Annotated in this window: 26 protein-coding genes; 20 read left to right on the forward strand and 6 right to left on the reverse strand. The window is 73.3% G+C overall.

What is annotated here, in order from left to right; all coding sequences use genetic code 11:
- The first annotated feature begins 134 nt into the window (after positions 1–134).
- The 4 genes from ABEA81_RS34935 to ABEA81_RS34950 all read left to right on the forward strand — a co-directional run bounded on the left by ABEA81_RS34935 (position 135) and on the right by ABEA81_RS34950 (position 3452).
- On the forward strand, positions 135–1208 hold the full coding sequence (locus ABEA81_RS34935) for a class I SAM-dependent methyltransferase (RefSeq protein WP_345611185.1): 1074 nt from the start codon (positions 135–137) through the stop codon (positions 1206–1208).
- Positions 1205–1873 carry a spermine/spermidine synthase domain-containing protein gene (locus ABEA81_RS34940; RefSeq protein ID WP_345611186.1) on the forward strand — a complete coding sequence of 223 codons (669 nt, stop codon included), beginning with the start codon at positions 1205–1207 and terminating at the stop codon, positions 1871–1873. The genes ABEA81_RS34935 and ABEA81_RS34940 overlap by 4 nt, the downstream gene beginning before the upstream one ends.
- A gap of 160 nt (positions 1874–2033) precedes the next feature.
- Entirely contained in the window at positions 2034–2954 is a 921-nt protein-coding gene (locus ABEA81_RS34945) for an LLM class F420-dependent oxidoreductase (protein WP_345611187.1), read from the forward strand.
- A gap of 81 nt (positions 2955–3035) precedes the next feature.
- On the forward strand, positions 3036–3452 hold the full coding sequence (locus ABEA81_RS34950) for a hypothetical protein (protein ID WP_345611188.1): 417 nt from the start codon (positions 3036–3038) through the stop codon (positions 3450–3452).
- Positions 3453–3458: 6 nt separating this feature from the next.
- On the opposite strand, the gene ABEA81_RS34955 is transcribed toward ABEA81_RS34950, so the two are convergent.
- Genes ABEA81_RS34955 through ABEA81_RS34965 form a run of 3 tightly spaced genes read right to left on the reverse strand, consistent with a single transcriptional unit; the run spans position 3459 to position 5845 of the window.
- On the reverse strand, positions 3459–4508 hold the full coding sequence (locus ABEA81_RS34955; RefSeq protein ID WP_345611189.1) for a LacI family DNA-binding transcriptional regulator: 1050 nt from the start codon (positions 4506–4508) through the stop codon (positions 3459–3461).
- A 4-nt stretch (positions 4509–4512) separates the two neighbouring features.
- Positions 4513–4845: a hypothetical protein gene (locus tag ABEA81_RS34960; protein WP_345611191.1), complete on the reverse strand. Its 333-nt coding sequence runs from the start codon at positions 4843–4845 to the stop codon at positions 4513–4515.
- A gap of 31 nt (positions 4846–4876) precedes the next feature.
- The gene (locus ABEA81_RS34965; RefSeq protein ID WP_345611192.1) at positions 4877–5845 is read right to left on the reverse strand and encodes a DUF6772 family protein; all 969 of its coding nucleotides are present in this window, start codon (positions 5843–5845) and stop codon (positions 4877–4879) included.
- Between the two features lie 188 nt (positions 5846–6033).
- On the opposite strand from ABEA81_RS34965, the gene nikB reads away from it, so the two are divergent.
- From nikB to ABEA81_RS35000, 7 genes are read left to right on the forward strand one after another with little or no spacing between them, the layout of a single operon-like run.
- Entirely contained in the window at positions 6034–6963 is a 930-nt protein-coding gene (nikB, locus tag ABEA81_RS34970; protein ID WP_345611193.1) for a nickel ABC transporter permease, read from the forward strand.
- 2 nt (positions 6964–6965) lie between these two features.
- Positions 6966–7853, forward strand: a complete 888-nt coding sequence (locus ABEA81_RS34975; RefSeq protein ID WP_345611195.1) for an ABC transporter permease — start codon at positions 6966–6968, stop codon at positions 7851–7853.
- Positions 7854–7856: 3 nt separating this feature from the next.
- Positions 7857–8837 (forward strand): ABC transporter ATP-binding protein, encoded by a 981-nt coding sequence (locus ABEA81_RS34980; protein WP_345611197.1) that lies wholly within the window; start codon positions 7857–7859, stop codon positions 8835–8837.
- Complete coding sequence (locus tag ABEA81_RS34985; protein WP_345611198.1) at positions 8827–9828, forward strand: ABC transporter ATP-binding protein; 1002 nt, start codon at positions 8827–8829, stop codon at positions 9826–9828. Before ABEA81_RS34980 ends, ABEA81_RS34985 begins: the two co-directional genes overlap by 11 nt.
- Complete coding sequence (locus ABEA81_RS34990; protein WP_345611199.1) at positions 9825–10529, forward strand: histidine phosphatase family protein; 705 nt, start codon at positions 9825–9827, stop codon at positions 10527–10529. The genes ABEA81_RS34985 and ABEA81_RS34990 overlap by 4 nt, the downstream gene beginning before the upstream one ends.
- Positions 10526–11305 (forward strand): exonuclease/endonuclease/phosphatase family protein, encoded by a 780-nt coding sequence (locus ABEA81_RS34995; RefSeq protein WP_345611200.1) that lies wholly within the window; start codon positions 10526–10528, stop codon positions 11303–11305. The genes ABEA81_RS34990 and ABEA81_RS34995 overlap by 4 nt, the downstream gene beginning before the upstream one ends.
- A 2-nt stretch (positions 11306–11307) precedes the next feature.
- Entirely contained in the window at positions 11308–12819 is a 1512-nt protein-coding gene (locus ABEA81_RS35000) for an ABC transporter substrate-binding protein (RefSeq protein WP_345611252.1), read from the forward strand.
- A gap of 70 nt (positions 12820–12889) precedes the next feature.
- Here ABEA81_RS35000 and ABEA81_RS35005 read toward each other — a convergent pair whose 3' ends face one another.
- Both ABEA81_RS35005 and ABEA81_RS35010 read right to left on the reverse strand, forming a co-directional pair.
- Positions 12890–13687 (reverse strand): TIGR03620 family F420-dependent LLM class oxidoreductase, encoded by a 798-nt coding sequence (locus tag ABEA81_RS35005; protein WP_345611201.1) that lies wholly within the window; start codon positions 13685–13687, stop codon positions 12890–12892.
- A 34-nt stretch (positions 13688–13721) separates the two neighbouring features.
- The gene (locus ABEA81_RS35010) at positions 13722–14498 is read right to left on the reverse strand and encodes a FadR/GntR family transcriptional regulator (protein WP_345611202.1); all 777 of its coding nucleotides are present in this window, start codon (positions 14496–14498) and stop codon (positions 13722–13724) included.
- Between the two features lie 99 nt (positions 14499–14597).
- On the opposite strand from ABEA81_RS35010, the gene ABEA81_RS35015 reads away from it, so the two are divergent.
- The 7 genes from ABEA81_RS35015 to ABEA81_RS35045 are packed head-to-tail and all read left to right on the forward strand — an operon-like array spanning position 14598 to position 23099.
- Positions 14598–16115, forward strand: a complete 1518-nt coding sequence (locus tag ABEA81_RS35015) for an ABC transporter substrate-binding protein (protein ID WP_345611203.1) — start codon at positions 14598–14600, stop codon at positions 16113–16115.
- Positions 16116–16117: 2 nt separating this feature from the next.
- Complete coding sequence (locus tag ABEA81_RS35020) at positions 16118–17065, forward strand: ABC transporter permease (protein WP_345611204.1); 948 nt, start codon at positions 16118–16120, stop codon at positions 17063–17065.
- Positions 17062–17871, forward strand: coding sequence for an ABC transporter permease (locus tag ABEA81_RS35025; protein ID WP_345611205.1), 810 nt, complete (start codon positions 17062–17064; stop codon positions 17869–17871). Before ABEA81_RS35020 ends, ABEA81_RS35025 begins: the two co-directional genes overlap by 4 nt.
- Positions 17868–19739 carry an ABC transporter ATP-binding protein gene (locus tag ABEA81_RS35030; RefSeq protein ID WP_345611206.1) on the forward strand — a complete coding sequence of 624 codons (1872 nt, stop codon included), beginning with the start codon at positions 17868–17870 and terminating at the stop codon, positions 19737–19739. Before ABEA81_RS35025 ends, ABEA81_RS35030 begins: the two co-directional genes overlap by 4 nt.
- On the forward strand, positions 19739–20917 hold the full coding sequence (locus ABEA81_RS35035) for a M20 family metallopeptidase (RefSeq protein WP_345611207.1): 1179 nt from the start codon (positions 19739–19741) through the stop codon (positions 20915–20917). Before ABEA81_RS35030 ends, ABEA81_RS35035 begins: the two co-directional genes overlap by 1 nt.
- Before the next feature lie 5 nt (positions 20918–20922).
- Positions 20923–22332, forward strand: coding sequence for an aldehyde dehydrogenase family protein (locus ABEA81_RS35040; RefSeq protein WP_345611208.1), 1410 nt, complete (start codon positions 20923–20925; stop codon positions 22330–22332).
- Positions 22329–23099: an SDR family NAD(P)-dependent oxidoreductase gene (locus ABEA81_RS35045; protein WP_345611210.1), complete on the forward strand. Its 771-nt coding sequence runs from the start codon at positions 22329–22331 to the stop codon at positions 23097–23099. Before ABEA81_RS35040 ends, ABEA81_RS35045 begins: the two co-directional genes overlap by 4 nt.
- 196 nt (positions 23100–23295) lie before the next feature.
- Here the strand turns inward: ABEA81_RS35045 and ABEA81_RS35050 are convergent, their stop codons facing one another.
- Positions 23296–24735: a trimethylamine methyltransferase family protein gene (locus ABEA81_RS35050; RefSeq protein ID WP_345611211.1), complete on the reverse strand. Its 1440-nt coding sequence runs from the start codon at positions 24733–24735 to the stop codon at positions 23296–23298.
- Between the two features lie 126 nt (positions 24736–24861).
- On the opposite strand from ABEA81_RS35050, the gene ABEA81_RS35055 reads away from it, so the two are divergent.
- Together ABEA81_RS35055 and ABEA81_RS35060 are read left to right on the forward strand one after the other, a co-directional pair.
- Positions 24862–25629, forward strand: coding sequence for an IclR family transcriptional regulator (locus tag ABEA81_RS35055; RefSeq protein WP_345611212.1), 768 nt, complete (start codon positions 24862–24864; stop codon positions 25627–25629).
- Entirely contained in the window at positions 25626–26291 is a 666-nt protein-coding gene (locus ABEA81_RS35060; RefSeq protein WP_345611213.1) for a corrinoid protein, read from the forward strand. Before ABEA81_RS35055 ends, ABEA81_RS35060 begins: the two co-directional genes overlap by 4 nt.
- Positions 26292–26293: the final 2 nt, after the last annotated feature.

The raw sequence follows: 26293 nt of genomic DNA on the forward strand, positions 1-26293 counted from the left end.
CGCGACCTCCTGGGCGTTCCGCGGAGCGCGACCCAGGCGGATCCGGTCGCCACCCGGGTGATCGGGTCGCCGGCGACCCGCCGGTCGCTCTTCCTGCATCTGCTCTGCCGACGGCAACTGGAAGACTCGCCCGGATGGAGCCCGACCACCCCGACCCGGACCGCACCCGCGACTTCGGCGAGCAGCTGCTGGGCATGCTCACCGGCGGCATGCTCAGCATGCTGATCGGCATCGGCCACCGCACCGGACTGTTCGAGGCGGCGGCCCGCGGGCCCGCCACGAGCGTGGAGCTGGCCGAGCGGGCCGGGCTGCACGAGCGGTACGTGCGCGAGTGGCTGGGCGCGATGGTGACCGGCGGGATCATGGAGTACGACCCGGCCGACGGCAGGCACCGCCTGCCCGCCGCACACGCAGCCCTCCTGACCGGGGCCACCTCGCGCAACATCGGCCCCGTCGCCAACAGCCTGCGCACCCTGGGCACCGTCCTTCCGCAGGTCGAGCGGTGCTTCGCCGAGGGCGGCGGCGTGCCGATCGCGGAGTTCGCGGCGGTGTCGGTGGGCGGTCTCGGCGAGACGTGGCGCCACGTCTACGACGAGCACCTCGTCGACGGCTTCCTCGGCCGCGTGCCCGGCCTGCACGACCGGCTGCGCGCCGGCGCCCGCGTCCTCGACCTCGGCTGCGGCACCGGCCACGCCGTCAACGTCATGGCACGGGAGTTCCCGGACTCGACGTTCGACGGCCTCGACATCGCCACCGCCGCGATCGACGACGCGGAGGCGGAGCGCGCGGCGATGGCGCTGCCCAACGCCGCGTTCGCGGTGGGCGACGCCGCCGAGCTCGCCCCGGACCGCCCCTACGACGTGATCACGGCGTTCGACGCCGTCCACGACCAGGCCGCACCCGAGGTCGTGCTGCGCAGGATCCGGGACGCCCTGGCCCCCGGCGGTGTGTTCGTGATGATCGACACGAACTTCGCGACACGGCTCGAGGACAACATCGCCAACCCGTACGCCCCGCTGTCCTACGGCATCAGCCTGCTGTTCTGCGTGCCCACCTCGATCGCGACCGGCGGCAGCGCGCTCGGCGCCGTGTGGGGGCAGGAGCTGGCCCGCGAGATGCTCACCGACGCCGGGTTCACCGACGTCCGGGTGCTCGACACCCCGCGCCCCCAGAACTGCATGTACGTCTGCCGGACGGAGGCATCGTGAACACCGAGGCACAGGTCGTCGAGCGCACCACCGGCCATGCCGGCGAGCTGGTGCTGCGCCGGGTGGGGGACCACCACGAGATCGTCGCGAACGGCGTCTTCCTCATGGACACCCGCGGCGGGCGCTCCGAGCGGCTGCTCGTCTCCGCCGCCGCCGACCGGATGCCGCCGCCCGGGCGGATGCTCATCGGCGGGCTCGGCGTCGGCTTCTCACTGGCCGCCGCGCTCGCACACCCCGCGGTCACGGCGGTCGACGTGGTCGAGCGCGAGGGCGCCGTGATCCGCTGGAACCACGGCCACCTCGCGCCGCTGCACGGCGACGCGCTCGCCGACCCGCGCGTCACCGTGCACGAGGCGGACGTCGCCGACCTGATCGCGGCCGCCGAGCCCGGGTCGTTCGACGCGATCTGCCTCGACACCGACAACGGCCCCGACTGGCTCGTCAGCCCGGCCAACGCGCGGCTCTACACCGACTCCGGGCTGTCCGCCGCCGCCCGCGCGCTCTCCCCCGGCGGGGTCCTCGCCGTCTGGAGCGCCGCCCCCTCCCCCGCGCTGGTCGCACGGATGGGCGGTCTCTTCACCGATGTCGCGACCCGCGAGGTGCCGGTCGAGCGCGGGGCCCCGGACGTGGTGACGCTGGGCGCCGGCCCGCGCGGCGAGGTGTGATCGCCGGCCCCGATCCGACTCCGCACGCCGCATGCCCACTTCGCACAGGGCCGGCCCGGTGCGAGGTCCTCGCCGGGTGTGCGGAGTCGACCGGGGGCGGGCCGTCCGCCCCGGGTGAACCGCGGTTGTGCGGCCACCGGCCCCTCGGCACGCTGATCGCGTGCGCGACTTCCGGTTCTCCTTCAACGTCTTCGGCATCCCGTCCCGGGAGGCCCTCCAGGAGCGCTGCCGCCGTGCCGAGAGCGCGGGGTTCCACACCGTCTTCGCTCCCGACCACCTCGGTGCCCCGGCCCCGTTCCCGGTGATGCAGGCAGCGGCCGACGCCACCGAGCACCTGCGGGTCGGCTCGCTCGTGCTGTGCGCGCCGTTCTGGAACCCCGCACTGCTCGCCAGGGAGGCCGCGTCGCTCGACGTCCTCTCCGGGGGCCGGCTGGAGCTGGGGCTGGGCGCGGGGCACATGAAGCACGAGTTCGACGCGGCCGGCATCCCGTGGGAGCCGTTCGGCGCGCGGGCCGGCCGCCTCGAGGAGACGATCACCGAGCTGCGCCGGTTCTTCACCACCGACCTGGCGGCGCTCCCCGGCGGGCACTCCCCCGCTCCGGTGCAGAAGACGGGGTTCGACGGCTCCGGCCCGCCGCTGATCGTCGGCGGCACCGGCGACCGGGTGCTGTCGATCGCGGCGCGCTACGCCGACGTCGTCGGCGTAGCGGGTGTCTACCAGGTCCCCGGCAAGCCGCCGGGCACGTTCCGCCTCGGCACGGCGGGCGAGGCCGACGAGCGCGTGCGGTTCACGCGGGAGCAGCTGGGCGCCCGCGCCGACGACGTCGAGTGGCACCTGCTCGTGCAGGCGGTCGTGCCCTCCGACGACCGGCGGGCGGCCGCGGCGGATCTGGTCAGCCGCTTCGGGGGAGAGATGACCGTCGAGGAGGCGTTGGACACGCCGTTCCTCCTGATCGGTACCCCCGCCCAGATGGCCGAGCAGCTGCGCGCTTCCCGCGAGCGCTACGGCTTCTCCTACATCACGGTGCACGAGCCGTACTACGAGGCGTTCGAGCCGGTGGTGGAGCTGATGCGCGGCTGACCGGCCGGTAACCTCGTCTCCCGCGTTGACGCGATCGACGCACGCAGATACTCTGTCCACACAAGAGACAAGGTTTCCGGGATGACGGAGCGGTACCTCGGCGTCCTCGGCGTCGCCGAGGCGCTCGGGGTGAGCCGGCACGCCGTGCACAAGTGGCGCTCCCGATACCCGGGCGACTCCGCCCACCCGTTCCCCGAGCCCGACGTCGAGGTCGACGGGGCCCCGGGCTGGCTCGCGGCGAGATTGGACGAGATCGTGCAGTGGCGTGAGACCCTCCCCGGTCGCGGTGCCGGCGGCGGCCGCCCGACCGCCGTCCGTCAGCGGTACCTGAGCGAGGCGCTGACCCGAGGCCTGTCCCGGGACGAGGCGGACCGCCTCCTGGCGGCCATGGTCGAGGAGTTCCCCGAGATGACCGAGGCGCAGACCTGCGAGTTCCTCCTCGAGAAGTGGCGCGGCCTCGACGAGGTGGACGAGATCCTGGACCGCTACCGGAAGTGACCCGCGCTACGAGGTGACGAGCGTCGACGACGGGCGCACCACCAGGTCCGGGCGGAGCAGGCGTTTCTGCGCGGGCGCCGAGGAGCGGTTGCGCACCCGCTCGACGAGCAGGTCCACGGCCGAGGCGCCCACCTCGTAGGCGGGCAGCCGCACGCTGGTGAGCGGCGGGGTGAGGAAACCGGAGAACGGGAAGTCGCCGTAGCCGAGCACCAGCACGTCGTCGGGCACCCGCAGCCCGCGCTCGGCCAGCGCGCGGTAGAGGCCGAGCGCGAAGTAGTCGTTGCCCACCAGCACGGCGTCGGGGCGGTCGGCGCGGTCGACGATCTCCTGCGCCACCACGTAGGACTCCTCCGGCTGCCAGGGCAGCGCCGCCGACTCGTGCCGCCGCGTCGGCACGGAGCGCACGGCCTCGTCCGGCACGGGGAGCCCCGCCTCGGTCATGGCGCGGCGGAAGCCCGCGATCCGGCCGGCGATCGTGGTGATCGGCAGGTCCTCCTCGAGCATCCAGATCCGCCGGGCACCCGCCCCGATCGCGTGCACGGTGGCGTCGTAGGCGCCCTGCTCGTAGTCGATGCCGACGAAGTCGTGCCGGCCCGCGGGGAGGTCGCGGTTGACGAGGACGAGCGGGATGCCCGCCGTGCCGAGCCGCTGCCAGGGGTCGGCGCCACCCTGCACCGGCACCGCGAGCACGCCGTCCACCGCGGCCCGCAGCAACGACTCGACCGCCCCCTTCTCGATGTCCTCCGACTCGTCCGTGACGAGGAGCAGCATCGAGTAGCCGTGCTTGCGGCCCTGCACCTCCACCCCGTGGATGAGCTGGGCGTAGAACGGGTTGGACGGGGTGGTGATCACCAGGCCGAGCGTCATCGCGGACCCCAGCACGAGCGAGCGCGCGAGCGTGTTCGGCACGTAGCCGATCCGCTGCGCCTCGGCCTCCACCAGCCGCCGGGTCCGGGCGCTGATGTCGGACTTGCCGGCCAGCGCCCGCGACACGGTGTTGACCGACAGGCCGAGTGCCTCGGCGATGTCGCGCAGCGTCGGCCGGCGGGCGGTCATCGGATCAGCTCTTGACGGCGAGGTAGAGGCGGACCTTGACCTGCGCACCGGCCGGGGTGACCTCGCCGCGGACGCGCAGCCACTGCCCGAACTCGCGCACGGCCCACGTGGTCAGCTCGCCCTCGGTGCGATGCACGCCACCGTCGTGGTCGCACCAGGTCAGGCCGTCCGGCGAGACCTGCGTGGTGAGGGTCAGCTCGGCGTCCTCGGTGGACCGATCGAGCACCTGGACGAACCACCGCGCCTCCCCCGCCCACGCCGCCTCGTACGGCTCGGTGGCGAACTCGCCGGTGAGCGTCGTGTTGCGCTCCAGGACCGCGGTCTGGGACTGCCTCATCAGGGGACTCACCTCGTTCTCATTTCAGGGCTCACCAATCGACGGAGATGACGACCGAGTCGAGGAACAGGAAGTTCCTCGTCGCGGAGTGCGTGCGGACGGAGAAGTAGAAGTTCAGCAGGTTCTCCAGCGAGTCGTAGCGGTCGGCGTACGGCGGCACCGGCACGTCGCGCATGTCGAAGACGCGGTCGCCCACCTGCAGCTCCACGTTGCGCCGCGCCTCGGTGTCGATCCGCCACCGCAGGTAGTGCCAGTTGACCTTGGTGGGCACCTCGTTGTAGCAGAGCTCCTGGGGCTCGCCGAACGGCTCCCAGTCCTCCGGGTCCGGGGCCGTGAAGTCGGCGGCGTAGCCGAGCTTGACCTTGCCCTCGAGGTGCTCGCGCGGGGTCGGCTCGGGCACCGTCGGGTAGACCCATTGCCGGGCCATCCGGTTCTCGAGGTCGGTGTTCAGGTAGCGCGCCACCGTGTGGTAGCGCAGGCCGCCGTCGCCGCAGAGGTCGGTGGCCACGGTGAACGCGCCGAACTGCGCCTCCGACGGGTGCAGGTTGCCGTCCCACACGACGTCGCCGAACCGGTCGTTCTCCGGGCCGCCGCCGAGCGTGGCCTCGGCCTTGTAGGTGAAGTACGCCTCGATCTGCAGTAGCCCGCGGCCGCTCATCGTGAGCCGCCGGATGGCGGTGGCCGTGTGGCCCGGGATCGGGCGCGTCGCGAGCTTCAGCGCGTACGTGCCGGTCATCGCCCCGTGCGTGCCGATGTCGAAGAACGTGCACGACGAGAGCTGCGGCGGCCGGAAGTCGCGCATGTGGTCGTCGACGGTGTCGAGGTCGCCGCGCCCGTCGTAGTTGCCGAGCAGCTCGGTCCAGCCGTGGGTGCCCGAGTCGAACGCGTCGAACGCGAGGATCCGGGAGAGCGGCTGGAACTTCGACAGGCGCGGGTCGACCGACAGCAGGGCCGACCGGAACGCGGACTCCGCGGGCGGTGCGGAGCGGGCTTCGGACATGCGAACTCCAGGCGACGGGGATCGGGGCGGTCGCGGACATTAACGTTAATGGAAGATGCCGGTCAAGCGTGCCGCCGACTTTCCCGGGCCGTCTTGACACGCTGGAAGCGTACCTCCTAGCCTGCCCCGGTCCGCCGCCATTAACGTTAATGGAGAGATGCGCTGATGCGTCCCTGTCGGAGCCGCTGATGGCGGCCTACCTCGCCCGGCGGCTCGCCTTCTCGGTGTTCGTCCTGTGGGGCGCCGTCACGATCATCTTCCTGGTGCTGCGGCTGGTCCCCGGTGATCCGGCGCTGCTCATCCTCGGCTCCGACGCCACCCCGGACCAGGTCGCCGCGCTGCGCGCCCAGCTCGGCCTCGACCGGCCGCTCCTCGTGCAGTACGGCACCTACCTCGCCGACGTCGCCCGGCTCGACTTCGGCCCGTCGTACCGGCTCTCCGGCGACGCGCTGGGTCTCGTGGTCGAGCGCCTGCCCGCCACGACGGAGCTCGCGGTGGTGGCGCTGTCGCTCTCGCTGCTGGTCGGGATCCCGCTCGGCATCGTGGCCGCGCTGCGGGTGAACACCCCCACCGACCGGATCGTCTCGGTGTTCTCGCTGGTCGGCCAGTCGACGCCGTCGTTCTGGCTGGGCATCGTGCTGATCCTCGTGCTCTCGCGCACCTTCGGGCTGCTGCCCAGCGCCGGCACCGGCTCCCCGGCGCACATGGTGCTGCCGGCCGTCACGCTGGCCCTGCCGTTCCTCGCGATCCTCGTGCGGCTCACCCGCAGCGGCCTCCTGGAGGTGATCCACGAGGGCTACGTGCAGACGGCGCGGGCCAAGGGCCTCACCGAGCGGGTCGTGATCTTCCCGCACGCCATCCGCAACGCGCTCATCCCGATCGTCACGGTCGTCGGCATCCACTTCGGCCAGCTGCTCGGCACCGCCGTGATCGTGGAGACCGTCTTCGCGTGGCCGGGCATCGGGCGGCTGCTCGTCGACTCGATCTCGCACCGCGACTACGGCGTCGTGCAGGCGGCGGTGCTCATGATCGCCACCGGCTTCGTGCTGATCAACCTGGTCGTCGACGTCCTCTACGGCTACATCGACCCCCGAGTGCGCCTGGCGGGTCGAGCATGACCATGACGGCCCGCCCGGCGCCCGCCGACCCGACCGCGCCCCCCGCGCCGACGACCCGGCGCCCCGGCGGCACCCGCATCCGGTTCGCCCTCACCGTCGTCGCGGTGTACGTGGTGGCCGCGATCGTCGGCCCCGTGCTCCTCGCGTACGACCCGGTCGTCACGCACACCGCCGACCGGCTGCTCCCGCCCGGCTCGCACACCAGCGACGGCGGCCTCGCCGTGTTCGGCACCGACCAGGTCGGGCAGGACCTGCTCGCCCAGATGCTGCAAGGCGCCCGCGTCTCGGTCGCGGTCGGGTTGGCGACGCTGCTCCTCGCCGGCCTGATCGGGGTGACCGCAGGCGTCGTCGCCGGCTACTTCGGAGGATGGCTCGACGGCGTGCTCATGCGCCTGGCCGACGTGCAGCTGACGTTCCCCTCGATCCTCCTGGCGATCTTCATCGCCGCCCTGCTCGGCCCGAGCGTGGTGAACGTCGTGATCGTCCTGGCCGTCTCCAACTGGGTCACGTTCGCCCGCGTCGTGCGCAGCCAGGTGCTCACCGTCCGCGGCCGCGAGTACGTCGACGCCACCCGCACGCTCGGTGCGGGCACCTGGCACGTGATCCGCCGCTGCGTCCTGCCGGCCTGCGTGGCCCCGGTGCTGGTGGTGGCCACGGTCGAGCTCGGGCACGTGATCCTCGCCGAGGCGTCGCTCTCCTTCCTCGGCCTCGGCACCCCGACCAGCACGCCGAGCTGGGGCGTCACGATCGCGGGCGGCCGCAACTACCTCGCGGAGGCCTGGTGGATCGCGACGATCCCCGGCCTGGCGCTCGCCGTCCTCGTGGTGGCCTTCGGCGTCCTCGGCGACGCGCTGCGCGACCGCTTCGACCCCCGACTGAAGAGCCTGTAGCCGATGCCTCCTCCACTGCTCGAGGTTCAGGACCTCCGCGTGCAGTTCCGCACCCCCACCGGGGTGATCACCCCGGTCGACGGGCTCGGCTTCACCGTCGCGCCCGGCGAGACCCTCGCCGTGCTCGGCGAGTCCGGCAGCGGCAAGAGCGTCACCGCGCAGGCCCTGATGGGGCTGCTCCCCCGCCCCGCGGGCCGGGTCACCGGCGGGCGGATCTGCTACGACGGCGTCGACCTGCTCGGTCTGCCCCCGGCCGAGGTGCGCAGGCTCCGCGGCCCGGAGATGGCGATGGTCTTCCAGGATCCGCTCAGCTCGCTCAACCCCGTGTTCCGGGTGGGTGCCCAGATCGGGGAGATGTTCCGGCGGCACCGCGGGGCGTCCCGGCGGGAGGCCAGGGCGGCCGCGATCGACCTCATGAAGCGCGTCGGCATCCCCGACGCCGCGACGCGCGTGGACGACTACCCGCACCAGTTCTCCGGCGGCATGCGGCAGCGCGTGATGATCGCGATGGCGATCGCGCTCAACCCCCGCCTCCTCATCGCCGACGAACCGACCACCGCTCTCGACGTCACGGTGCAGGCACAGGTCATGGCCCTGCTGGCGGGCCTGCAGCGGGAGTACGGGATGGCGATGGTGCTGATCACCCACGACCTCGGCGTGGTCGCCGACGTCGCCGACCGCATGCTGCTCGTGTACGCGGGGCGGGCGGCCGAGACCGGCCGGATCAGGGAGGTCTACGACCGCCCGGCGCACCCGTACACCGCCGGGCTGATGGCCTCGCTGCCCGGCGACCAGGAGCGCCTCACGCCGATCCCCGGCGCACCGCCGAACCTCGCGGCGCTGCCCCCGGGCTGCGCGTTCCACCCGCGGTGCCCATACGCGATCGACCGCTGCCGGGACGAGCGACCGCTCCTGCACGCGCTTCCCGGCGCCGGCCGCGCCGCCGCGTGCCACCGTGCCCAGGAGGTGCTCGATGGAGCGTGAGCCGCTGCTCTCGGTGCGGGACCTGCACACCACCTTCCCCATCCGCTCCGCGCTGCTCCGCCGCCCGGTCGGTGCGGTGCAGGCGGTGGCCGGGGTGTCGTTCGACCTCGCGCCGGGCCGCACGCTCGGCCTGGTCGGTGAGTCGGGCTCCGGCAAGTCGACGCTCGCCCGCACGGTGATCGGCCTCGAGCGACCCACCTCGGGCCAGGTGCTGTTCCAGGGCCGCGACCTCACGACGGTGCCGGCCGCGGAGATGCGCCGGCTGCGGCGCGACATCCAGATGATCTTCCAGGACCCGTACGCCTCGCTGAACCCGCGCCGAACCGTCGAACAGATCGTCGGCGAGGCGTGGGAGATCCACTCCGGCGTCGTGCCGCGGCAGCGCTGGGCCGCCGAGGTCCGCGAGCTGCTCGAACGCGTCGGCCTCGACCCCACCCACGCCGACCGCTACCCGCACCAGTTCTCCGGCGGCCAGCGCCAGCGCATCGGCATCGCCCGGGCACTCGCCCTGCGCCCGAAGCTCGTGATCTGCGACGAGGCGGTGTCGGCACTCGACGTCTCGGTGCAGGCGCAGGTGCTCAACCTGCTGCAGGACCTGCAGCGCGACCTGGGCCTGACGTACCTGTTCATCGCCCACGACCTGTCCGTCGTCCGGCACATCAGCGACGAGATCGCCGTGATGTACCTGGGCACGGTGGTCGAGCACGCCCCGCGCCGCGAGCTGTTCGAGCGGCCGACCCACCCGTACACGCAGGCCCTGCTCTCCGCGGCCCCGGTGCCGCGGCCGTGGGACCAGCCGGAACGGGAGCGGATCCTGCTGCAGGGCGACCTGCCCTCCCCTGCCTCCCCACCATCGGGGTGCCGGTTCCGCACGCGCTGCCCCAAGGCGGCCGAGCTCTGCGCGGACCGGACACCCGAGCTGGTGGAGCGGCACGGGCACCCGAGCGCCTGCCACTTCGCCGAGCCGCTGCCCGCCGGGGCGGCCCGGTGAACGAGCACGGCATCCTCAACGACCCCGACCTCGCCGACTGGCGGGCCGTGCGCGTGGTGCTCGTGCGCCACGGCGAGTCGCAGGGCAACGCGGCGGCACGGTTCGAGGGGCAGACCGGGCCGGGCCTCACCCCGCGCGGGCACGCCCAGGCCCGCGCGATAGCCGCCGGGCTGGACCGCCACGGCGCCCCCGACCTCGTGGTGGCCAGCGACCTGGTCCGCGTCTCGGAGACCGCGGCGCCCGTCCTCGCGCGCACCGGGCTCCCGGCCCGCATCGACGCCCGCTGGCGGGAGGCGGCCGTCGGGACGTGGAGCGGGCGCAGCTTCGCCGAGATCGCGGCGGAGTTCCCGGACGCCGTCCACGCGCTGCGCCGCGGCGAGGACGTCCGCCGCGGTGGCGGCGAGACGTTCGCCGAGCTGCGGGCGCGGGTGGTCGCGGCCCTGGACGACGTGCTCGCACCCTTCGCGGACGCGCCGGTCGGCAGCCGCCACCTCGTGGTCGTGTTCACCCACGGCGGCCCGATCCGGGTCGCGACGGCCGAGGCGATGGGGCTCCCCGCCGGCGGGCACCGGGGTCTCGACGCGCCCACCAACTGCTCCGCAACCGAGCTGGAGTTCGTCCTGTCCGGCGCCGGGAGCCGGACGGCCCGCCTCGTCGCCTACAACACCCCCGCCCCGGCGCTGCCCGAGGAGGCCGCATGACGACCTTCGTCGCGATGACCTACAACCTCTGGGGCGACGCCCACCTCGCCGAGCGGGAGCCCGCGCTCCGGGCGTTCTTCCGCACCCGGCCACCGGACCTGCTCGCCACCCAGGAGCTGCGGCCCGGCTCGCGCGGCCTGATCGACGAGGAGCTCCCCGGCCACGCCCGCGTCGTCGACGACCACCCGGGCTGGGCGCGGCAGAGCAACCTCTGGTGGCGGCGCGAGCTGTTCGAGCCGGTCGCGTACGGCGTCCGGGACGTGGGGATCCTCGATCCCACCGCGGGCCTGTTCTGGGTCCGCCTGCGGACGGCAGGCGGCGGCGAGCTCGTGTTCGCCACCGCGCACCTGACGTGGCCCGGGCACGCCGAGGAACGCAGCACCGGGGTGAACCAGCGCGTGCCGCAGGCCCGCGCGATCGTCGCCGCGCTCGACGAGCTGGCGGGCGCCGGGGCGTGCCTGTTCACCTCCGACGTCAACGACATCGGCGGGCCGCTGTGGGAGCTCGGCAACGCCGGGTTCCTCGACTCGTTCACCGCGCTCGGCTCCCCGGCGCCGCCCACCCACCCCGTCGTCCCGATGCCGTTCACCAGCGGCCGGGGCACGCGGCTCTCGCCGGTGCAGTCGCCGGCCAAGGCCATCGACTGGATCTTCTCCCGCGGGCCGGTGCGCGCCCGCACCGGTGAGGCCGTCGAGTACTTCCACGACGGCTCCGCCCCGTCCGACCACAAGCCCGTGGTCGCGACGTTCACCCTGGACGAAGGGGTCCAACCGTGAGCATGCGAAGGCTACTGACCGCGGCGGTCGTCGCCGGCGTCATGGCGCTCTCGGCCTGCACGACGATGTCGGGAGGCGGCGGTGGCGCGGACGAGGAGCAGGTGCTGCGCTACTCCCCCGCGCTCTTCCCGGTGTCGCTCGACGCCCACCAGTACCCGGCGGAGGAGCCCACGCAGACCGCGGTGCAGCAGGTCCTCGAGACCCTCGTCGCGATGGAGGACGGGAAGCCGATCGGCGTGCTGGCCGAGTCGTTCGAGCCGGCCGACGACCACACCTGGGTGTTCCACCTGCGCCAGGGCGTGACCTTCAGCGACGGCACGCCGTTCACCGCGCGGGACGTGAAGGCGTCGGTGGAACGGGGCCAGGCGCTGAAGTGGTCGCTCGCGCCGCTGTTCGCAGCCGTCCGGTCCGTCGAGGCCACCGACGACCACACGGTCACCTTCCGCACGTCCGAACCGCTCGGCACCCTGCCCAGCTCGCTGTCGCTGGTGTTCATCGGCCCGGCCGACCGCGTGAACGACCCGGCGTACTGGCAGAAGCCGGTCGGGACGGGGCCGTTCGTGTTCGACAGCTTCACGCCGGACGACAAGGTGGTGCTGACGCGCAACGACGCCTACCGGGGCGAGAAGGCCACGCTGGACCGCGTCGAGATCGTGAACATCCCGGAGACCGCCGGGCGGATCACCGCGCTGCGCACCGGCGAGGTCGACGTGCTGCAGTCCATCCCACCGGACCAGGTGCCCGAGGTGGACGGGCAGCCGGACATCACCTACGGCAGCGGGCCGAGCTTCCAGTACTACTTCACCTGGTTCAACTCCTCCCGCCCGCCGTTCGACGACGTGCGGGTCCGGCAGGCGCTGTGGCACGCCCTCGACCTGGACGCGATCGTCGGCGACCTGTTCGGCGACAGCGCGAGCGTGGCGAAGGCCCCGATCACCCAGGACGTCTTCGGGGCCCCGGAACTGCCGCCCTACCCCTACGACCCGGCGCTGGCGAAGTCGCTGCTCGCCGAGGCCGGGCACCCGGACGGCCTGAAGGTGTCGATGCAGTGGCCGCGCGAGGGCGGGCCCAACATCCGCGCGCTCGCCCAGGCGATGGTGTCGGCGTGGGCCGCGGTGGGCGTGAGGGTGGAGCCGCTGGAGAAGGAGCGCCCGCAGTGGCTGCAGGACCTCAACGCGAAGAACTTCGACCTGAACCTGCAGACCAACACCACCGGAACCGGCGACGCCGACTTCACCCTCGGCCGGCTCTACACGTGCGCGGCCGGCCGCACCGGCTACTGCAACCCCGAGCTCGACCGGCTGCTGCTCGGCGCCCGCTCCTCGCTCGACCAGGGTGAGCGCGAACGCCTGTACGCCCGGGCGGCACAGCTGATCTGGGACGACGCCGTCGGCATCTTCCCCGCCGACCTGCGCAACAACTACGCCGTGCGCTCCCGCGTGAAGGGCTTCGAGCTGCCGGTGAACGCCCGCCCGGACTTCCGCACGGTCTCGCTCACCGCCGCGGCGGGCTGAGTGCTCGTGTCAGCAAAGCCACTTCCACGACACCACGCGTCAGGAAAGTGGCTTTGCTGACATCCGGGGCTCACGACATCAGGGGCGCGGCCAGGCGTTCCAGCGTCTTCTGCTCGCCCGGGCCGCCGAGGGGGGCGATCACCACGTGGTCGGCGCCCGCCGCCTCCTGCTCGCGCAGCCGCGCGACCACCCGGTCGACGCCGCCCCACGCGACCGCCGCGTCGACGAGACCGTCGGAGAGGTCGCGGATCTCGGCGTCGGCGAAGCCCATCCGGGAGAAGGCCGCCGCGTAGCCGGGCACGGTGGTGAGGAAGCGCAGCGGCTCCCGCGCGGCAGCGCGGGCCGCGTCGGCGTCCTCGTCGAGGACGACCAGCTGGTCGGCCACGAGCGTGGCACCGCCGCCGAGCCGCTCCCGGGCCCATGTCGTGTACGCGGGGTTCACGAGCAGGGTCACGGCCCCGCCGGACCGGTCGCGGGCCAGGTCCAGCTTGCGCGGGCCGAGCGCGGCCAGCAGCCGGCGCTCCCGGGGAACCGCGGGGTCGAGCTCGTCGAGTGCGCTCCGCAGGGCCGCCATGCCCCCGGCCTGGTTGCCGAGGCCCACCACGAGCCGGCCCGGCGCGATCCGCTCGGCCTCGGCGTACAGCTCCGCGATGGCGGCGGGCCGGTGCACGTCGAGCGGGATGATGCCGGGCACCACGGCGACCCGGGTGGTGGCGCGCAGGATCCGCAGCAGCGGTTCGAGGGTCTGCAGCTGCCCGCCGGCCACCCAGATCGCGGAGTAGCCCAGCCGTTCCACGACGTCCGCGTGTGCCTCAAGGTCGTCGCCCACCGCGAGCGAGACCCCGTACCGGCCCAGTCCTTCGATCATGCGACCGACGTTAGGAGGTGAACCTCGCTTCAGGTCAACCGTCCTCGTCGAGGAGGGCGCGCAGCAGCGAGCGCTCCTCCTCGGGCACGTAGCCCGCGTAGTAGTCGTAGAGCGACTCGCGGGCGAGCCGCGCGGCGCGGGGGCCGTCCCGGCGGCGCACGGCGTCCAGCACGTCGGCGTGGTGGCCCAGCGACCGCTCCATGAGCTCGCGCCGGTCCGGGGCGTCGGCGATCTTCTGCGAGATCAGCCCCAGCACGACGCCGCGCACGACGTCGCTGCACACCTGGATCAGGATGTTGCGGCTCGCGCGCGCCACCGTGTCGTGGAACGCCACGTCGGCCCGGCTGAACTCCTCGTAGCCGCGGTCGAGGGCGGCCTCCATCTCGCTCAGCGCGGTGCCCATCGCGGCCAGCTCGTCGTCGCTGGCGAGCGTGGCCGCGAGCAGGTTCGCCGAGCCCTCGAGCAGCATCCGGAACTGGACGAGCTCGGCGAGCCCCACCTCGTCCACGCGCACGAGCCGGGTGACCGACTTGCGCAGCGAGGCCGGGGAGAACGCCAGTACCTCCGGGCCTCCTCGGTCGCCGGGGCGCGAGCGCACCACCCCATCGCTCTCCAGCACCCGCAGCGCCTCGCGCACCGTGGAGCGGCTGACGCCGAACTGGGCGGTCATCTCCCGCTCGCTGGGCAGCCGCTCGCCGGGCCGCAGCTGGCCGCGGAACACCCGGTCCTCGACCTGCTCGACGATGCCCTGGTACGCGCGGACCGGCCGCACGGGTTCGAACGGCCTGCTCCCCGAATCCGCCGCCGCCATGCGTGCTCCGCTCGTGCTTGATTCTCCGGAACGCCCATGACACCGTAGCGGCTCGATGAGGCCACTGGTCCGACCAGTTGTGGTGGGAGGATCCCCCAGGTGACGCGTTCTCTGCTCCGTCCGGGTGCCCTTCTGCTGGCAGGCGCCCTGCTCGCCGCCGGCTGCTCGGCGGGGTCCACGGCCTCCTCCGGCGCGGCACCGGGCAGCCCGGACGCCCCGCTGCGGATCGGGCTCACCGCCGAGCCGGCGAACCTCGACTTCACCCGCACCGACGGCGCGGCGATCCCCGAGGCGCTGCTCGTGAACGTCTACGAGGGCCTGGTCCGGCTGAACCAGCAGACCGGCGAGATCGAGCCCGCCCTCGCCGAGTCCTGGACCGTGAGCCCCGACGGGCTCGTCTACGACTTCACGCTCCGCGACGGCGTCACGTTCTCGAACGGCGAGCCGTTCACCGCCGACGACGTGAAGTTCAGCATCGAGCGGGTGAAGTCCGACGCGTGGACGGTGTCGCTCAAGAGCGGCATGGGCGTCGTGTCGGGGGTGGAGGCCGTGTCCCCGACGCACGCCCGGGTCACGCTGTCTCAGCCCAGCAACAGCTGGCTGTTCCGGATGACCACCCGCATCGGCGCGATGTTCGACCCCTCGGGCGTGGCGGACCTCGCGAACGCGCCCGTCGGGACCGGCCCGTACCGGGTCTCGGAGTTCCGCCGCGGCGACGCGCTCGTGCTCACCCGCCGCGACGACTACTGGGGCGACGAGCCGGCGATCGCCCAGGCCGACCTGCAGTACTTCGACGACGCCACCGCCGCCGTCAACGCCCTGCTCACCGACGGCATCGACGTGATCGGCACCGTTCAGGCGCCCGAGGCGCTCGCGCAGTTCGACGGGGACGGCCGCTTCCAGGTGATCGAGGGCACCACCAACGGCGAGGTCACCCTCGCCATGAACAACGCCGCCGGCCCCACGAGGGACCCGCGGGTGCGGCGCGCCATCGCGATGGCGATCGACCACCAGGCGGTGCTGAACACCGCGTGGGCGGGGCGTGGCGCCTTGATCGACACGATGGTCCCGCCGACCGATCCCTGGTACGAGCCGCTGCCCGACGTCACGCCGTACGACCCGGCCGCGGCCAGGGCGCTGCTCGCCGAGGCGGGCGCGCCGAACCCCTCGCTGCGGTTCCGGATCGCGAACCTGCCCTACGCCGTCGCGGCGGCGCAGGTCGTGCAGAGCCAGCTCGCGGCCGTCGGGATCCAGACGCAGATCGAGCCGCTCGAGTTCCCGGCCCGCTGGCTCGACGAGGTGTTCAAGAAGGCCGACTACGACCTCTCGATCGTCTCCCACGTCGAGCCGCGCGACATCCGCACCTTCGGCGACCCGACGTACTACTGGCGCTACGACAACCCGGAGGTGCAGCGGCTGCTCGCCGACTCGGAGACGGGCAGCCAGCAACAACAGATCGACGACCTGCGGCAGGTGGGGCGGATCATCGCCGAGGACGCGGCCGCCGACTGGCTGTTCCTGCTGCCGAACCTGATCGTCGCGGATACCGACGTGAAGGGACTCCCCCAGAACCGCATCGGCGAGGCGCTGGACCTCACCGCCCTGTCGCGCGGGTAGCCGTGGTCGTTCAGCTGGTCCGCCGCACTGCGGTGTTCGTCGTCAGCCTCGTGGTGGCGTCGGTGGTCGTCTTCGCGTTCATGTCCGTGCTGCCGGGCGACCCGGCCCGCGTCGCGCTGGGCGTGAACGCCACGGAGGACGCGGTCGCGGCCACCCGTGCGGCGTTCGGCACCGACCGGCCGCTGGTGGTGCAGTACCTGGACTGGGTGAGCGGGCTGCCGGTCGGGGACTTCGGCCGCTCCTACGTCACCCACGTCGACATCGGGCCGCAGGTGGTCGACCGGCTGCTCGTGACGACCTGGCTGGTCCTGTCCGGGATGGCGGTGGCGCTCGTACTGGCGCTCCCCCTCGGCGTGCTCGCCGCCGTGCGCCACCGGCGGGCCAGCGGCACGGCGGTGTCGGCGTTCAGCCAGGTCGGCGTCGCGGTGCCGAGCTTCCTCGCCGGGATCCTGCTGGTCACGGTGTTCGCGGTGCGGCTGGGCTGGCTCCCCTCCGGGGGCTGGATCCCGCCCGCGCAGGACCCGGTCGAGTTCCTGCGGCGCCTGGCGCTGCCCGCGCTCGCGCTCGGGCTCGTGCAGGGCGCGGTGCTCACCCGGTACGTCCGCTCCGCCGTGCTCGACGTGCTGCGCGAGGACTACCTGCGCACCGCCCGCTCCAAGGGCCTCACCCCGGGCCGGGCGCTCGTGCGGCACGGGCTGCGCAACGCCGCGATCCCGGTGGTCACGGTGCTCGGCCTGCAGCTGGCGACGCTGCTGGTGGGCGCAGTCGTGGTGGAGCGGGTGTTCGTGATCCCCGGGCTGGGCAGCCTGCTCCTCGACGGCGTCGCCAACCGCGACCTGCTGCTCGTGCAGGGCGTCGTGATCGTGCTGGTGCTGGCCGTGCTGGTGGTGAACTTCCTGGTCGACGTGGCGTACACGGTGCTGGACCCGCGCCTGCGGAAGGCGACATGAGGCTCCCGGCGAGCCTGGTGGCGGGCGCGGTGCTGGTGGGGCTGGTGGTGGCCGCGGCGCTGGTCTCGTTCGTCTGGACGCCCTACGACGCCGTGCAGGTCGACCCGAACACCCGCCTCGCGCCGTCGAGCCTCGCCCACTGGCTGGGCACGGACACCTTCGGCCGTGACGTCGCGAGCCAGCTCCTGGTCGGGGCGCGCACGACGCTGTTCGTCGGGGTGGTCGCCGTCGGGCTGGCCGGCGTGGTCGGCACCCCGCTCGGCATCCTCGCGGCGATGGGGCCGCGGTGGCTGGCCGAGCTCGTCATGCGCACGAACGACCTCGTGCTCGCCTTCCCCGCGCTGCTGCTCGCGATCATGTTCGGGGCGGTGTACGGGCCGAGCACGCTCACGGCGATGGTCGCGATCGGCATCGCCACGGTCCCCTCGTTCGCCCGGCTGGCCCGCGGCGGGGCGCTGCAGGTGCTCGCCAGCGAGTACGTCCTCGCCGCCCGCTCCGCCGGGCGGCCGCCCGTCGCCATCGCCGCCCGGCACGTCCTGCCCAACATCGCCGGGATCCTGCTCGTGCAGGCGTCGGTGTCGTTCGCGATCGCGGTGCTCGCCGAGGCGGCGCTGTCGTTCCTCGGCTTCGGCACCCGGCCGCCGACCCCGTCGTGGGGGCGGATGCTGCAGGAGGCGCAGCAGCTGCTCTACCTGAAGCCCGAGCTCGCGCTGTGGCCGGGACTCGCGATCGCGCTCGCGGTGCTCGGGTTCAACCTGCTCGGCGACGGGCTGCGCGACCGGTTCGACCCGAGGTTGCGGCGATGAAGGCCGTTCTCGAGGTCGACGGCCTGGACGTCGGCACGGCCGACCTGCGGCTCGTGTCCGACGTGTCGTTCACGATCGGCGCCGGTGAGCGGGTCGGTCTGATCGGGGAGTCGGGTTCGGGCAAGTCGCTCACCGCGCTCGCGATGCTCGGCCTGCTGCCCGAGGGGGTGCACGCGCGCGGGTCGGTGCGGCTCGCGGGCGTCGGGCACGACCTCGTCGGCGCGCCCGAGCAGCGCATGGCTGCCGTGCGCGGGGCCGCGATGACGATGGTGTTCCAGGAGCCGATGTCGGCGCTCAACCCGACGATGCGGGTGGGCGACCAGGTCGCCGAGGTGATGCTCCTGCACGGCACCCAGGCAGACCGGCGCGCCGCCCGGGCTGCCGCCGTGGAGCTCCTGGACAGCGTGCACCTGCCCGACCCCGAGCGGCTCGCCCACGCCTACCCGCACCAGCTCTCCGGGGGCCAGCGGCAGCGCGTGATGATCGCGATCGCGCTGGCCAACGGCCCGTCGGTGCTGCTCGCCGACGAGCCGACCACCGCGCTCGACGTCACCGTGCAGGCGCAGGTGCTGGACCTGATCCTCAGCGGCGTGGCCCAGCGCGACGCGGCGCTGCTCTTCATCACGCACGACCTCGCCGTCGTCGCCACGGTGTGCGAGCGCGTCATGGTCATGTACGGGGGGCGGATCGTGGAGTCCGGGCCGGTGAAGGAGGTCTTCGCGCAGCCGCGGCACCCCTATACGCATGGCCTCCTCGCCGCGTCCGACCTCACCGACCTCGACGGTGACGGCCGGCTGCGCACGATCCCCGGCTCCGTCCCCGCGGCCGGGCGCTTCCCCGACGGGTGCGTGTTCCGCACCCGCTGCCCGAACGCGGCCGACGACTGCACGGTGCTCCCCGCGTGGACCGAGTCGGACGGCGGAGGGTATGCCTGCCACCACCCGGTGGCCACCCCCGAGAAGCCGCCCTCATTGCAGCAAAGCCACTTTCGTGCAACGCCGCTGCAGGAAGGTGGCTTTGCTGCAAGTAGTCGCCCCGCACTCATCGAGGTCCGCGACCTGCAGCGCGTCCACCGGCGGCCGCGCACCTCGCTGCGGCAGCCACCGCCGACCGTTCAGGCGCTGCGCGGGGTGTCGTTCGACATCGCGGAGGGGCAGCGGTTCGGGCTGGTCGGTGAGTCCGGTTCGGGCAAGTCGACGCTGATCCGGCTGCTCGCCGGGCTCGACTCCCCCACCGCCGGGACGATCAGCTTCGACGGCCGGGACGTCGGCGGGCAGCCGGAACGACGACTGGGCTTCCTGCGGGAGCGGCTGCAGGTGGTGTTCCAGGACCCGATGGGCTCGCTCGACCCGCGGATGCGGGTGCGCGACATCGTCGCCGAGCCCCTCGCCGGCCGCCGCGAACCGGACGTGCGCGGGCGGGTCGCGGAGCTGCTCACCGCGGTCGGGCTGCCGGCGGATGCCGGCGACCGCTACCCGCACCAGTTCTCCGGCGGGCAGCGCCAGCGCATCTCGATCGCGCGGGCGCTCGCGTCCCGGCCATCCGTACTGGTGGCCGACGAGCCGGTGAGCGCCCTCGACGTGTCGGTGCGCGCGCAGATCCTCAACCTGCTCGCCGAACTCGTCGAGCGGTTCCGGCTCACGCTGGTGTTCGTCTCGCACGACCTGTCGGTGGTGCGCCAGGCCTGCGACACGATCGCAGTGCTGCACCACGGCGAACTGGTCGAGCTCGGGCCGTCGGCACAGGTGGCCGACGCGCCCGGGCACCCGTACACGCGGCGCCTCGTCGCCGCCGTCCCCACGATCCGCGGAGCCCTGGCCGGACGGACCGCCGCCGACCTCGCCCGCGGGGCACCGGAGGAGTTGTAGTGAGACACCCGGTCGACGAAGAGGCAGTCGTCGCGCTCACCCGCGACCTCGTGCGCCTGCGCACCGTGAACGAGGACGGCTTCCGGGAGGCGCCCGCAGCGGCGCTGGTGGCCGGGACGATGCGGTCGTTCGGCTGGGATCCGCAGGTCACGGAGGTCGCGCCGGGCCGGCCGAACGTCGTCGCCGTGGTCGACGGCGGCGGCGGGCCGGGGCGCACGCTCGCGTTCGAGGGGCACACCGACGTCGTCACCGAGGGCGACCCGGACCGCTGGAGCGTCGACCCGTACGGCGGCGAGATCCGCGACGGCCGGCTCTACGGCCGCGGCTCCGCGGACATGAAGTCCGGCGTGGCGGCGATGCTGCACGGCGTGCGGGCCCTGCAGCTGGCCGGGCCGTTCCCGGGCCGGGTGCTCGTGTGCGCGCTCGTCGACGAGGAGGGCCTCATGCTCGGGGCCAAGCACTTCGCCGGCACCGACCTCGCCCGCGGCGTCGACGGCGCGATCGTCTGCGAACCGGAGGAGGGCGAGATCTGCACGTCCGCCAAGGGGGCGGTGCGGATCCGGGTGGACCTACTCGGCGCGATGGCCCACGGCGCCATGCCGCAGCACGGGCGCAACCCGCTGCCCGCGGCCGGGCGGCTGCTCGTCGCGCTCGCCGCGCTCCAGGAGGAGCTGCAGAAGGCGCATCCGGCGCACGAGCACCTCGGCGAGGTCTACGTGACCCCCACGGTGAGCCGCGCCGGCTCGCTCGACCAGATCAACGTCATCCCGGCCCGGGCGACCGTCGCCGTCGACGTGCGCACGATCCCCGGGGTCGACCACGCGGGGCTGGTGGAGCGGGTGCGCGAGCTGGCCGCCGAGGCCGGTGACCCGGACGGGGTCGCGACCGAGCTTTCGATCGTCGACGACCGCCCGTGCGTGGAGATCCCCGCCGACCACCCGCTGGTCACCGCGCTCGCCGCCGCCCACGAGGACGTGCTCGGCGAGCCCGCCCGCTACGGCGGCGTGCCCGGCGCCACCGACGGCACGATCCTCACCCGCGACGCCGGGATCCCCACCGTCGTCTACGGGCCGGGCGGGAAGTGGATCGCCCACCAGGCTGACGAGTTCGTGGAGGTGGACGACATCGTGCGCTGCGCCCACGTGTACGCCGCGGCGGCCGATCGGTTCCTGCGGTGAGATCAGTGGAGACGGGCCTCCCGTGCCCCGCGGGCCTCCCGATCGGCGACGGCTGGGTGCCCGCCGCCACGGCCGACGTCGTGTTCCCCTACGACGGCTCGGTCGTCGCGCCCGGGCCGGTCGGCACGGTCGCCGACGCTTCGGCAGCGCTCGACGCCGCGCTCGCCATCCGTTCCGAGGCGGCCGCGCTGCCCTCGCGCGTCCGCCGCGACGTGCTGCTCGCCACCCGGGACGCCCTCGCCGCCCGCCGCGAGGACCTCGAACAGCTGCTCGTGCTGGAGACCGGCAAGCCGCTGGTGGACTGCCGGGTGGAGGTGGACCGCTCCCTCGTCACGCTCGGCGCCGCGGCCGAGGAGGTCGCCCGCCTGCACGGCGAGACCGTGCCGCTGGACCTCCTGCCCTCGGGCGACGGCATGATCGGGTTCTGGACCCGGCGGCCGATCGGCGTCGTCGTCGGGATCACCGGGTTCAACTACCCGCTGCTGCTCGCCGCCCACAAGTTCGCCCCGGCCATCGCCGCCGGCTGCCCGGTGATCGGCAAGCCCGCCCCGCAGACCCCCCTCGCTACGCTGTGGCTGGTGCACGCCCTGCGCGAGGCGGGCGCGCCGCCGTCGATGGTCCAGCTCGTGACCGGGGACGCCGAGGTCGGCGCGCGGCTGGTGACCGACCCGCGGATCGGGGCGGTCTCGTTCACCGGTTCCGCCGAGGTGGGGCACCGGATCGCGCGCTCGGCGGCGCCGCGGAAGGTGCTGCTGGAGCTGGGCTCGAACGCCGCGCTCGTCGTCGCCGCGGACGCCGACCTGGACGCCGCGGCCGCCGCGATCCTGCGCGGCGGGTTCTACGCGTCCGGGCAGGCGTGCATCTCGGTGCAGCGGGTGCTGGTGGAGGATGCGGTGGCCGAGCCGCTGCTGGGCCGGCTGGCCGCCGGCCTCGGGGACGTCCGGGTGGGGGACCCGCGGGACCCGTCGACGCGAGTCTCCGCGCTGATCGACCCGGGGGCGCAGGAGCGGGTGGACGAGTGGGTCGGCGAGGCCCTCTCCGCGGGCGCGCGGCGGCTGGGCGACGGCGTGCCGACCGTGCTCGCCGACGTGCCGGACGGGATGCGGGCGTGGGACGAGGAGGTGTTCGGGCCGGTGGTCTGCGTGCGCTCCGTGCCCGACCTGGAGACGGCGTTCGACGCCGTCAACGCTTCCCGCTACGGGCTGCACGCGAGCGTCTTCACCCGTTCCCTGGCATCGGCCTTCCGCGCGATCGACCGCCTGGAGGTGGGCGGGGTCGTCGTCAACGAGGTGCCGGGCTTCCGCTCGGACACGATGCCGTACGGCGGCGTGAAGGACTCCGGCATCGGCCGGGAGGGACCGCGGTTCGCGGTGGAGGAGCTGACGGTGACGCGGATGGCGGTGATCCGCCCGTGACGGACGGGGCGAACTACCGGGATCTGTTCCGGCTCGACGGGCGGCGGGCGGTCGTCGTCGGGGCCGGCAGCGGGATCGGGCGCGAGGCGGCCCGGGCCCTGTCCGCGCACGGCGCCGAGGTGGTGTGCGCCGACCGCGATGCCGACGCCGCGACGGCCACCGGCGCGGGCGCGGTGTACGCGCTCGACGTCCTCGACCGGGACGCGGTCCGCGCGGCCGCCTCCGACCTCGGCGCCGTCGACGTGCTGGTGTTCACCGCGGCCACCAACGTGCGCAAGCGGCTGCTGGACTACGCCGACGCCGAGTTCGACCGGGTGGTGGACCTGAACCTGCGGGCCTCGTTCGACCTGGTGCGGGCGTTCGGCGGCCCGATGGCCGCGCGCGGCCGCGGTTCGATCATCGGGTTCACATCGATCCGGGCCGTCACGGTCGAGCCCGGGCAGGGGGTCTACGCGGCCACCAAGGCCGGGCTCGTCCAGCTGCTGCGGACGGCCGCCGCGGAGCTGGGGCCGCGCGGGGTGCGGGTCAACGCGATCGCGCCCGGCGTCGTCGAGACGCCGTTGACGAGGCAGATCCGCGCCGACCCCGCCTGGGAGGCCGCCTACGCGGCGAAGAGCGCGCTCGGCCGCTGGGCGCAGCCGTCCGAGATGGCCGGGGCCGTCGTCTACCTGGCCTCGGACGCGGCGGGCTTCGTGACCGGCAGCGTGCTCACCGTCGACGGCGGCTGGACGGCGATCGACGGCCGCTTCGACCCGCCCGGCCTCTGAGCCCCCGGCGCGAGTGCCGGCATGGTGGCTTTACTGGCATATTGCGCCAGTAAAGCCACCATGCTGGCGTTCGGAGGGGCGCGTCACCCCTCGCCGGCCGTCAGCCGGCCCTGCGCCGCAGGCCCCGCGGCCGCCATCGACCCGCAACGCACCCTGCCACGTCCCGCGGCCGCCCCTCCGGGCCGCGCGCGTCCGCTCAGTCGCCGAGCTCCCGGCGCCGGCGGGTCACGTAGGCCTCCAGCTCCTCGCGGACCGCCTCGTCCAGGGGCGGGGGCTCGTACTCCGCGAGCCTCTTCTGCGCCACGTCGGCGGCACGGGCGGCCGCGTCCTTGGCGCCGCCCCGCACCCACCGGTCGTAGTTGTCGGAGCTGTTGACGAACGGGCGGTAGAAGCAGGTGCGGAAGCGCTCCATGGTGTGGGCGGCACCGAGGAAGTGCCCGCCGTGGCGCACCTCGTCGTGGGCGCCGAACGCCAGGGACGCCTCGTCGATCTCCAGCGGCGTGAACTCCTGCTGCAGCATCTCCAGCACCTGGACGTCGAGCACGTACTTCTCGTACGACGCCACGAGCCCGCCCTCCAGCCAGCCCGCGGAGTGCATGACCCAGTTGATGCCCGCGAGGAACGTCGGGAGCATGGTCATCAGGCTCTCGTAGCCGGCCTGCGCGTCGGGGGTCTGGCTGGAGGTCAGCCCGCCGCCGGAACGCACCGGTAGTCCGAACCGCCGGGCGATCTGCCCCGTACAGAGCAACCCGATCGCCGATTCGGGTGTCCCGAAACAGGGTGAACCGGACTGCATGTCGATGTTCGACAGGAACGACCCGAAGATCACGGGTGCGCCCGGCCTGATCAATTGTGACAACGCGATGCCGGTGAGCGCCTCGGCCATCTGTTGCGCGAGCGTTGCCGGAATGGAAACCGGCGACATCGCACCCATCAGGAGGAACGGGGTGAGCACGACGGGCTGGTTTGCCGCGGAGTACTCGAACTGCGCCTCCAGCATGCGGTCGTCCCAGCGCAGCGGGGAGTTGCAGTTGATCAGGGAGATGGTGGCGGGCGTGGCCTCGATCGCCTCGCGGCCACCGAAGAGGATCTCGGTCATGGCCAGGGTGTCGCGGGCGTTCTCGCCCGAGACGACGTTGCCCATGTAGATCTTGTCGGTGAGCGTCTGCAGGGCGCAGGTCATGTCGAGATGGCGGGAGTCCAGGGGCGCGTCCTCGGGCTCGCACACCACCCCACCTGCGGAGTCGATGGCGTCGAAGCTCTGCGCGAGCTTGGCGAACGAGTGGAAGTCGGCGAGCTTCGCGTCGCGGCGCACGTCGCCCTCACGCACGAAGGGCGGGCCGTAGACGCTGCCGAAGACCATCGAGTCGTCGCCGATGTGCACGGTGTGCGCGGGGTTGCGGGCCTGCACGTCGAACGCGCGGGGGGCCTTCGCGACCTGCTCCAGCACGAAGTCGGGGTCGAACCGCACGCACTGGTCCTCGACCTTCTGGCCGGCCTGCCGGAACAGCTCCAGGGCCCGCTCGGAAAGGAACTCCACCCCGATCTCGCTCACGATCCGTCGCCACCCGCCGTCGAGGGTGGCCATCGCTTCCTCGGAAAGGATCTCGTAGCGCGGCATGGCGTTGCGGAACATGCGACCCCCTGCGGATCTCCCCAAAAAACCGGACCTTGACGAGGGCCGGTGCCGGCAGGATCCTAACGGCATTCCTCGGAACCCTGGTTCCATAACATGGAACTCTTTTGGGAACGGACCCCAGCGATGCCGACTCAACAACTGGGCAGCCAGGCCGTCGACCGCGCGAGCGCGCTGCTGGCGCTCGTCGTGGAGTCCGGCGCCCCCCGGACCTTCACCTCGCTCGTGGCGGAGCTGGGGCTCGCGAAGTCCACCACCTCGCGGCTGCTGCAGGCCCTGGAACGCAGCAGGCTGGTGCAGCGCGACCAGAGCGGCGCCTTTCGCCCCGGCGCGCTGTTCTCGATCTACGCCGCCCGCCCCAGCGCGCTGCACGACCTCGTCGAGCTCGCCCGGCCAACGCTGGACCGCATCGGCGAGATCACCGAGGAGACGGTGAACCTCTCCGTGCCGCGCGGCCGGGAGGTCGTGCAGATCGCGCAGATCGACAGCCGGTACCTGCTCGGTTCCACGAACTGGGTCGGTGTCGACGTGCCGGCCCACTGCACCGCGCTGGGCAAGGTGCTCTACGCGTACGGGGCGCTGCCGCTGCCGCCCGGCCAGCTGGAACGGCGCACCGCCCACTCCCCGGTCGACCGGGCGACGCTGGAGCACATGCTCGTCGAGGTCCGCCGGCGCGGCTGGGCCGTCTCGCTCGACGAGCTGGAGGTGGGGCTCGGCGCCGTGGCGGCCCCCGTCCGGGGCGTCGACGGCGCCGTGATCGCCGCGGTCTCGGTGTCCGGCCCCACCACGCGCATCAACGAGCACGGGATCACCCGGCTCGGGGACGTCCTGGTCCACCAGCTGCGCGGCCTCTCCGCCCAGCTCGGCCACCACATGGGAAGGGAAACGGCATGACCGACGAGGAGATACTCCGGGCGCTCTACGACGAGACCCTCGTCGGCAACGGACCACGGGTGCTGGAGCTCACCGAGCAGGGCCTCGACGCCGGCATGGCGCCGGAGACGATGCTGTTCGAGGCGCTCATACCCTCCCTGGAGGAGGTGGGAGCCCGGTTCGAACGCGGCGACTTCTTCGTGCCCGAGATGCTCATCGCCGGCCGCGCGATGGCCGGGGCGCTCGACCGGCTGCGCCCGCTGCTCGCCGAGACCGGCGCCCAGACCGTCGGCACGTTCCTGATGAGCACCGTGAAGGGCGACGTGCACGACATCGGCAAGAACCTGGTGAACATCATGCTGGAGGGCGCGGGCTTCCACGTGATCGACCTCGGCGTGCAGGTCTCGCCGGAGAAGGTGGTGGCGGGCGTGCTGGAGCACAAGCCCGACATCGTCGGGTTCTCCGCGTTCCTCACCACGACCATGCCGATGTTCAAGGCCAACATCAACGCGCTGCAGAAGGCCGGCCTGCGCGACCAGGTGATCGTCATGGTCGGCGGTGCCCCGGTCACCCAGGAGTACGCCGACGCCGTCGGCGCCGACGGGTACGCCGCCGACGCGTCCACCGCGGTGCGCCGCGCCAAGGAGCTGATCGCCACCAAGCGCGCCGCGGTGGGGGTGTAGCC

This window comes from Pseudonocardia adelaidensis (assembly GCF_039543345.1).
GTDB lineage: Bacteria > Actinomycetota > Actinomycetes > Mycobacteriales > Pseudonocardiaceae > Pseudonocardia > Pseudonocardia adelaidensis.

Coding starts and splice junctions, on each gene's coding strand:
- ABEA81_RS35000 (WP_345611252.1), top strand. CDS start 11,308: ATGCGAAGGCTACTGACCGCGGCGGTCGTCGCCGGCGTCATGGCGCTC.
- ABEA81_RS34960 (WP_345611191.1), bottom strand. CDS start 4,845: ATGAGGCAGTCCCAGACCGCGGTCCTGGAGCGCAACACGACGCTCACC.
- ABEA81_RS35055 (WP_345611212.1), top strand. CDS start 24,862: ATGCCGACTCAACAACTGGGCAGCCAGGCCGTCGACCGCGCGAGCGCG.
- ABEA81_RS35030 (WP_345611206.1), top strand. CDS start 17,868: ATGAAGGCCGTTCTCGAGGTCGACGGCCTGGACGTCGGCACGGCCGAC.
- ABEA81_RS35005 (WP_345611201.1), bottom strand. CDS start 13,687: ATGATCGAAGGACTGGGCCGGTACGGGGTCTCGCTCGCGGTGGGCGAC.
- ABEA81_RS34985 (WP_345611198.1), top strand. CDS start 8,827: ATGGAGCGTGAGCCGCTGCTCTCGGTGCGGGACCTGCACACCACCTTC.
- ABEA81_RS34995 (WP_345611200.1), top strand. CDS start 10,526: ATGACGACCTTCGTCGCGATGACCTACAACCTCTGGGGCGACGCCCAC.
- ABEA81_RS34980 (WP_345611197.1), top strand. CDS start 7,857: ATGCCTCCTCCACTGCTCGAGGTTCAGGACCTCCGCGTGCAGTTCCGC.
- ABEA81_RS34965 (WP_345611192.1), bottom strand. CDS start 5,845: ATGTCCGAAGCCCGCTCCGCACCGCCCGCGGAGTCCGCGTTCCGGTCG.
- ABEA81_RS34935 (WP_345611185.1), top strand. CDS start 135: ATGGAGCCCGACCACCCCGACCCGGACCGCACCCGCGACTTCGGCGAG.
- ABEA81_RS34975 (WP_345611195.1), top strand. CDS start 6,966: ATGACGGCCCGCCCGGCGCCCGCCGACCCGACCGCGCCCCCCGCGCCG.
- nikB (WP_345611193.1), top strand. CDS start 6,034: ATGGCGGCCTACCTCGCCCGGCGGCTCGCCTTCTCGGTGTTCGTCCTG.
- ABEA81_RS35010 (WP_345611202.1), bottom strand. CDS start 14,498: ATGGCGGCGGCGGATTCGGGGAGCAGGCCGTTCGAACCCGTGCGGCCG.
- ABEA81_RS35050 (WP_345611211.1), bottom strand. CDS start 24,735: ATGTTCCGCAACGCCATGCCGCGCTACGAGATCCTTTCCGAGGAAGCG.
- ABEA81_RS35025 (WP_345611205.1), top strand. CDS start 17,062: ATGAGGCTCCCGGCGAGCCTGGTGGCGGGCGCGGTGCTGGTGGGGCTG.
- ABEA81_RS35060 (WP_345611213.1), top strand. CDS start 25,626: ATGACCGACGAGGAGATACTCCGGGCGCTCTACGACGAGACCCTCGTC.
- ABEA81_RS34955 (WP_345611189.1), bottom strand. CDS start 4,508: ATGACCGCCCGCCGGCCGACGCTGCGCGACATCGCCGAGGCACTCGGC.
- ABEA81_RS34950 (WP_345611188.1), top strand. CDS start 3,036: ATGACGGAGCGGTACCTCGGCGTCCTCGGCGTCGCCGAGGCGCTCGGG.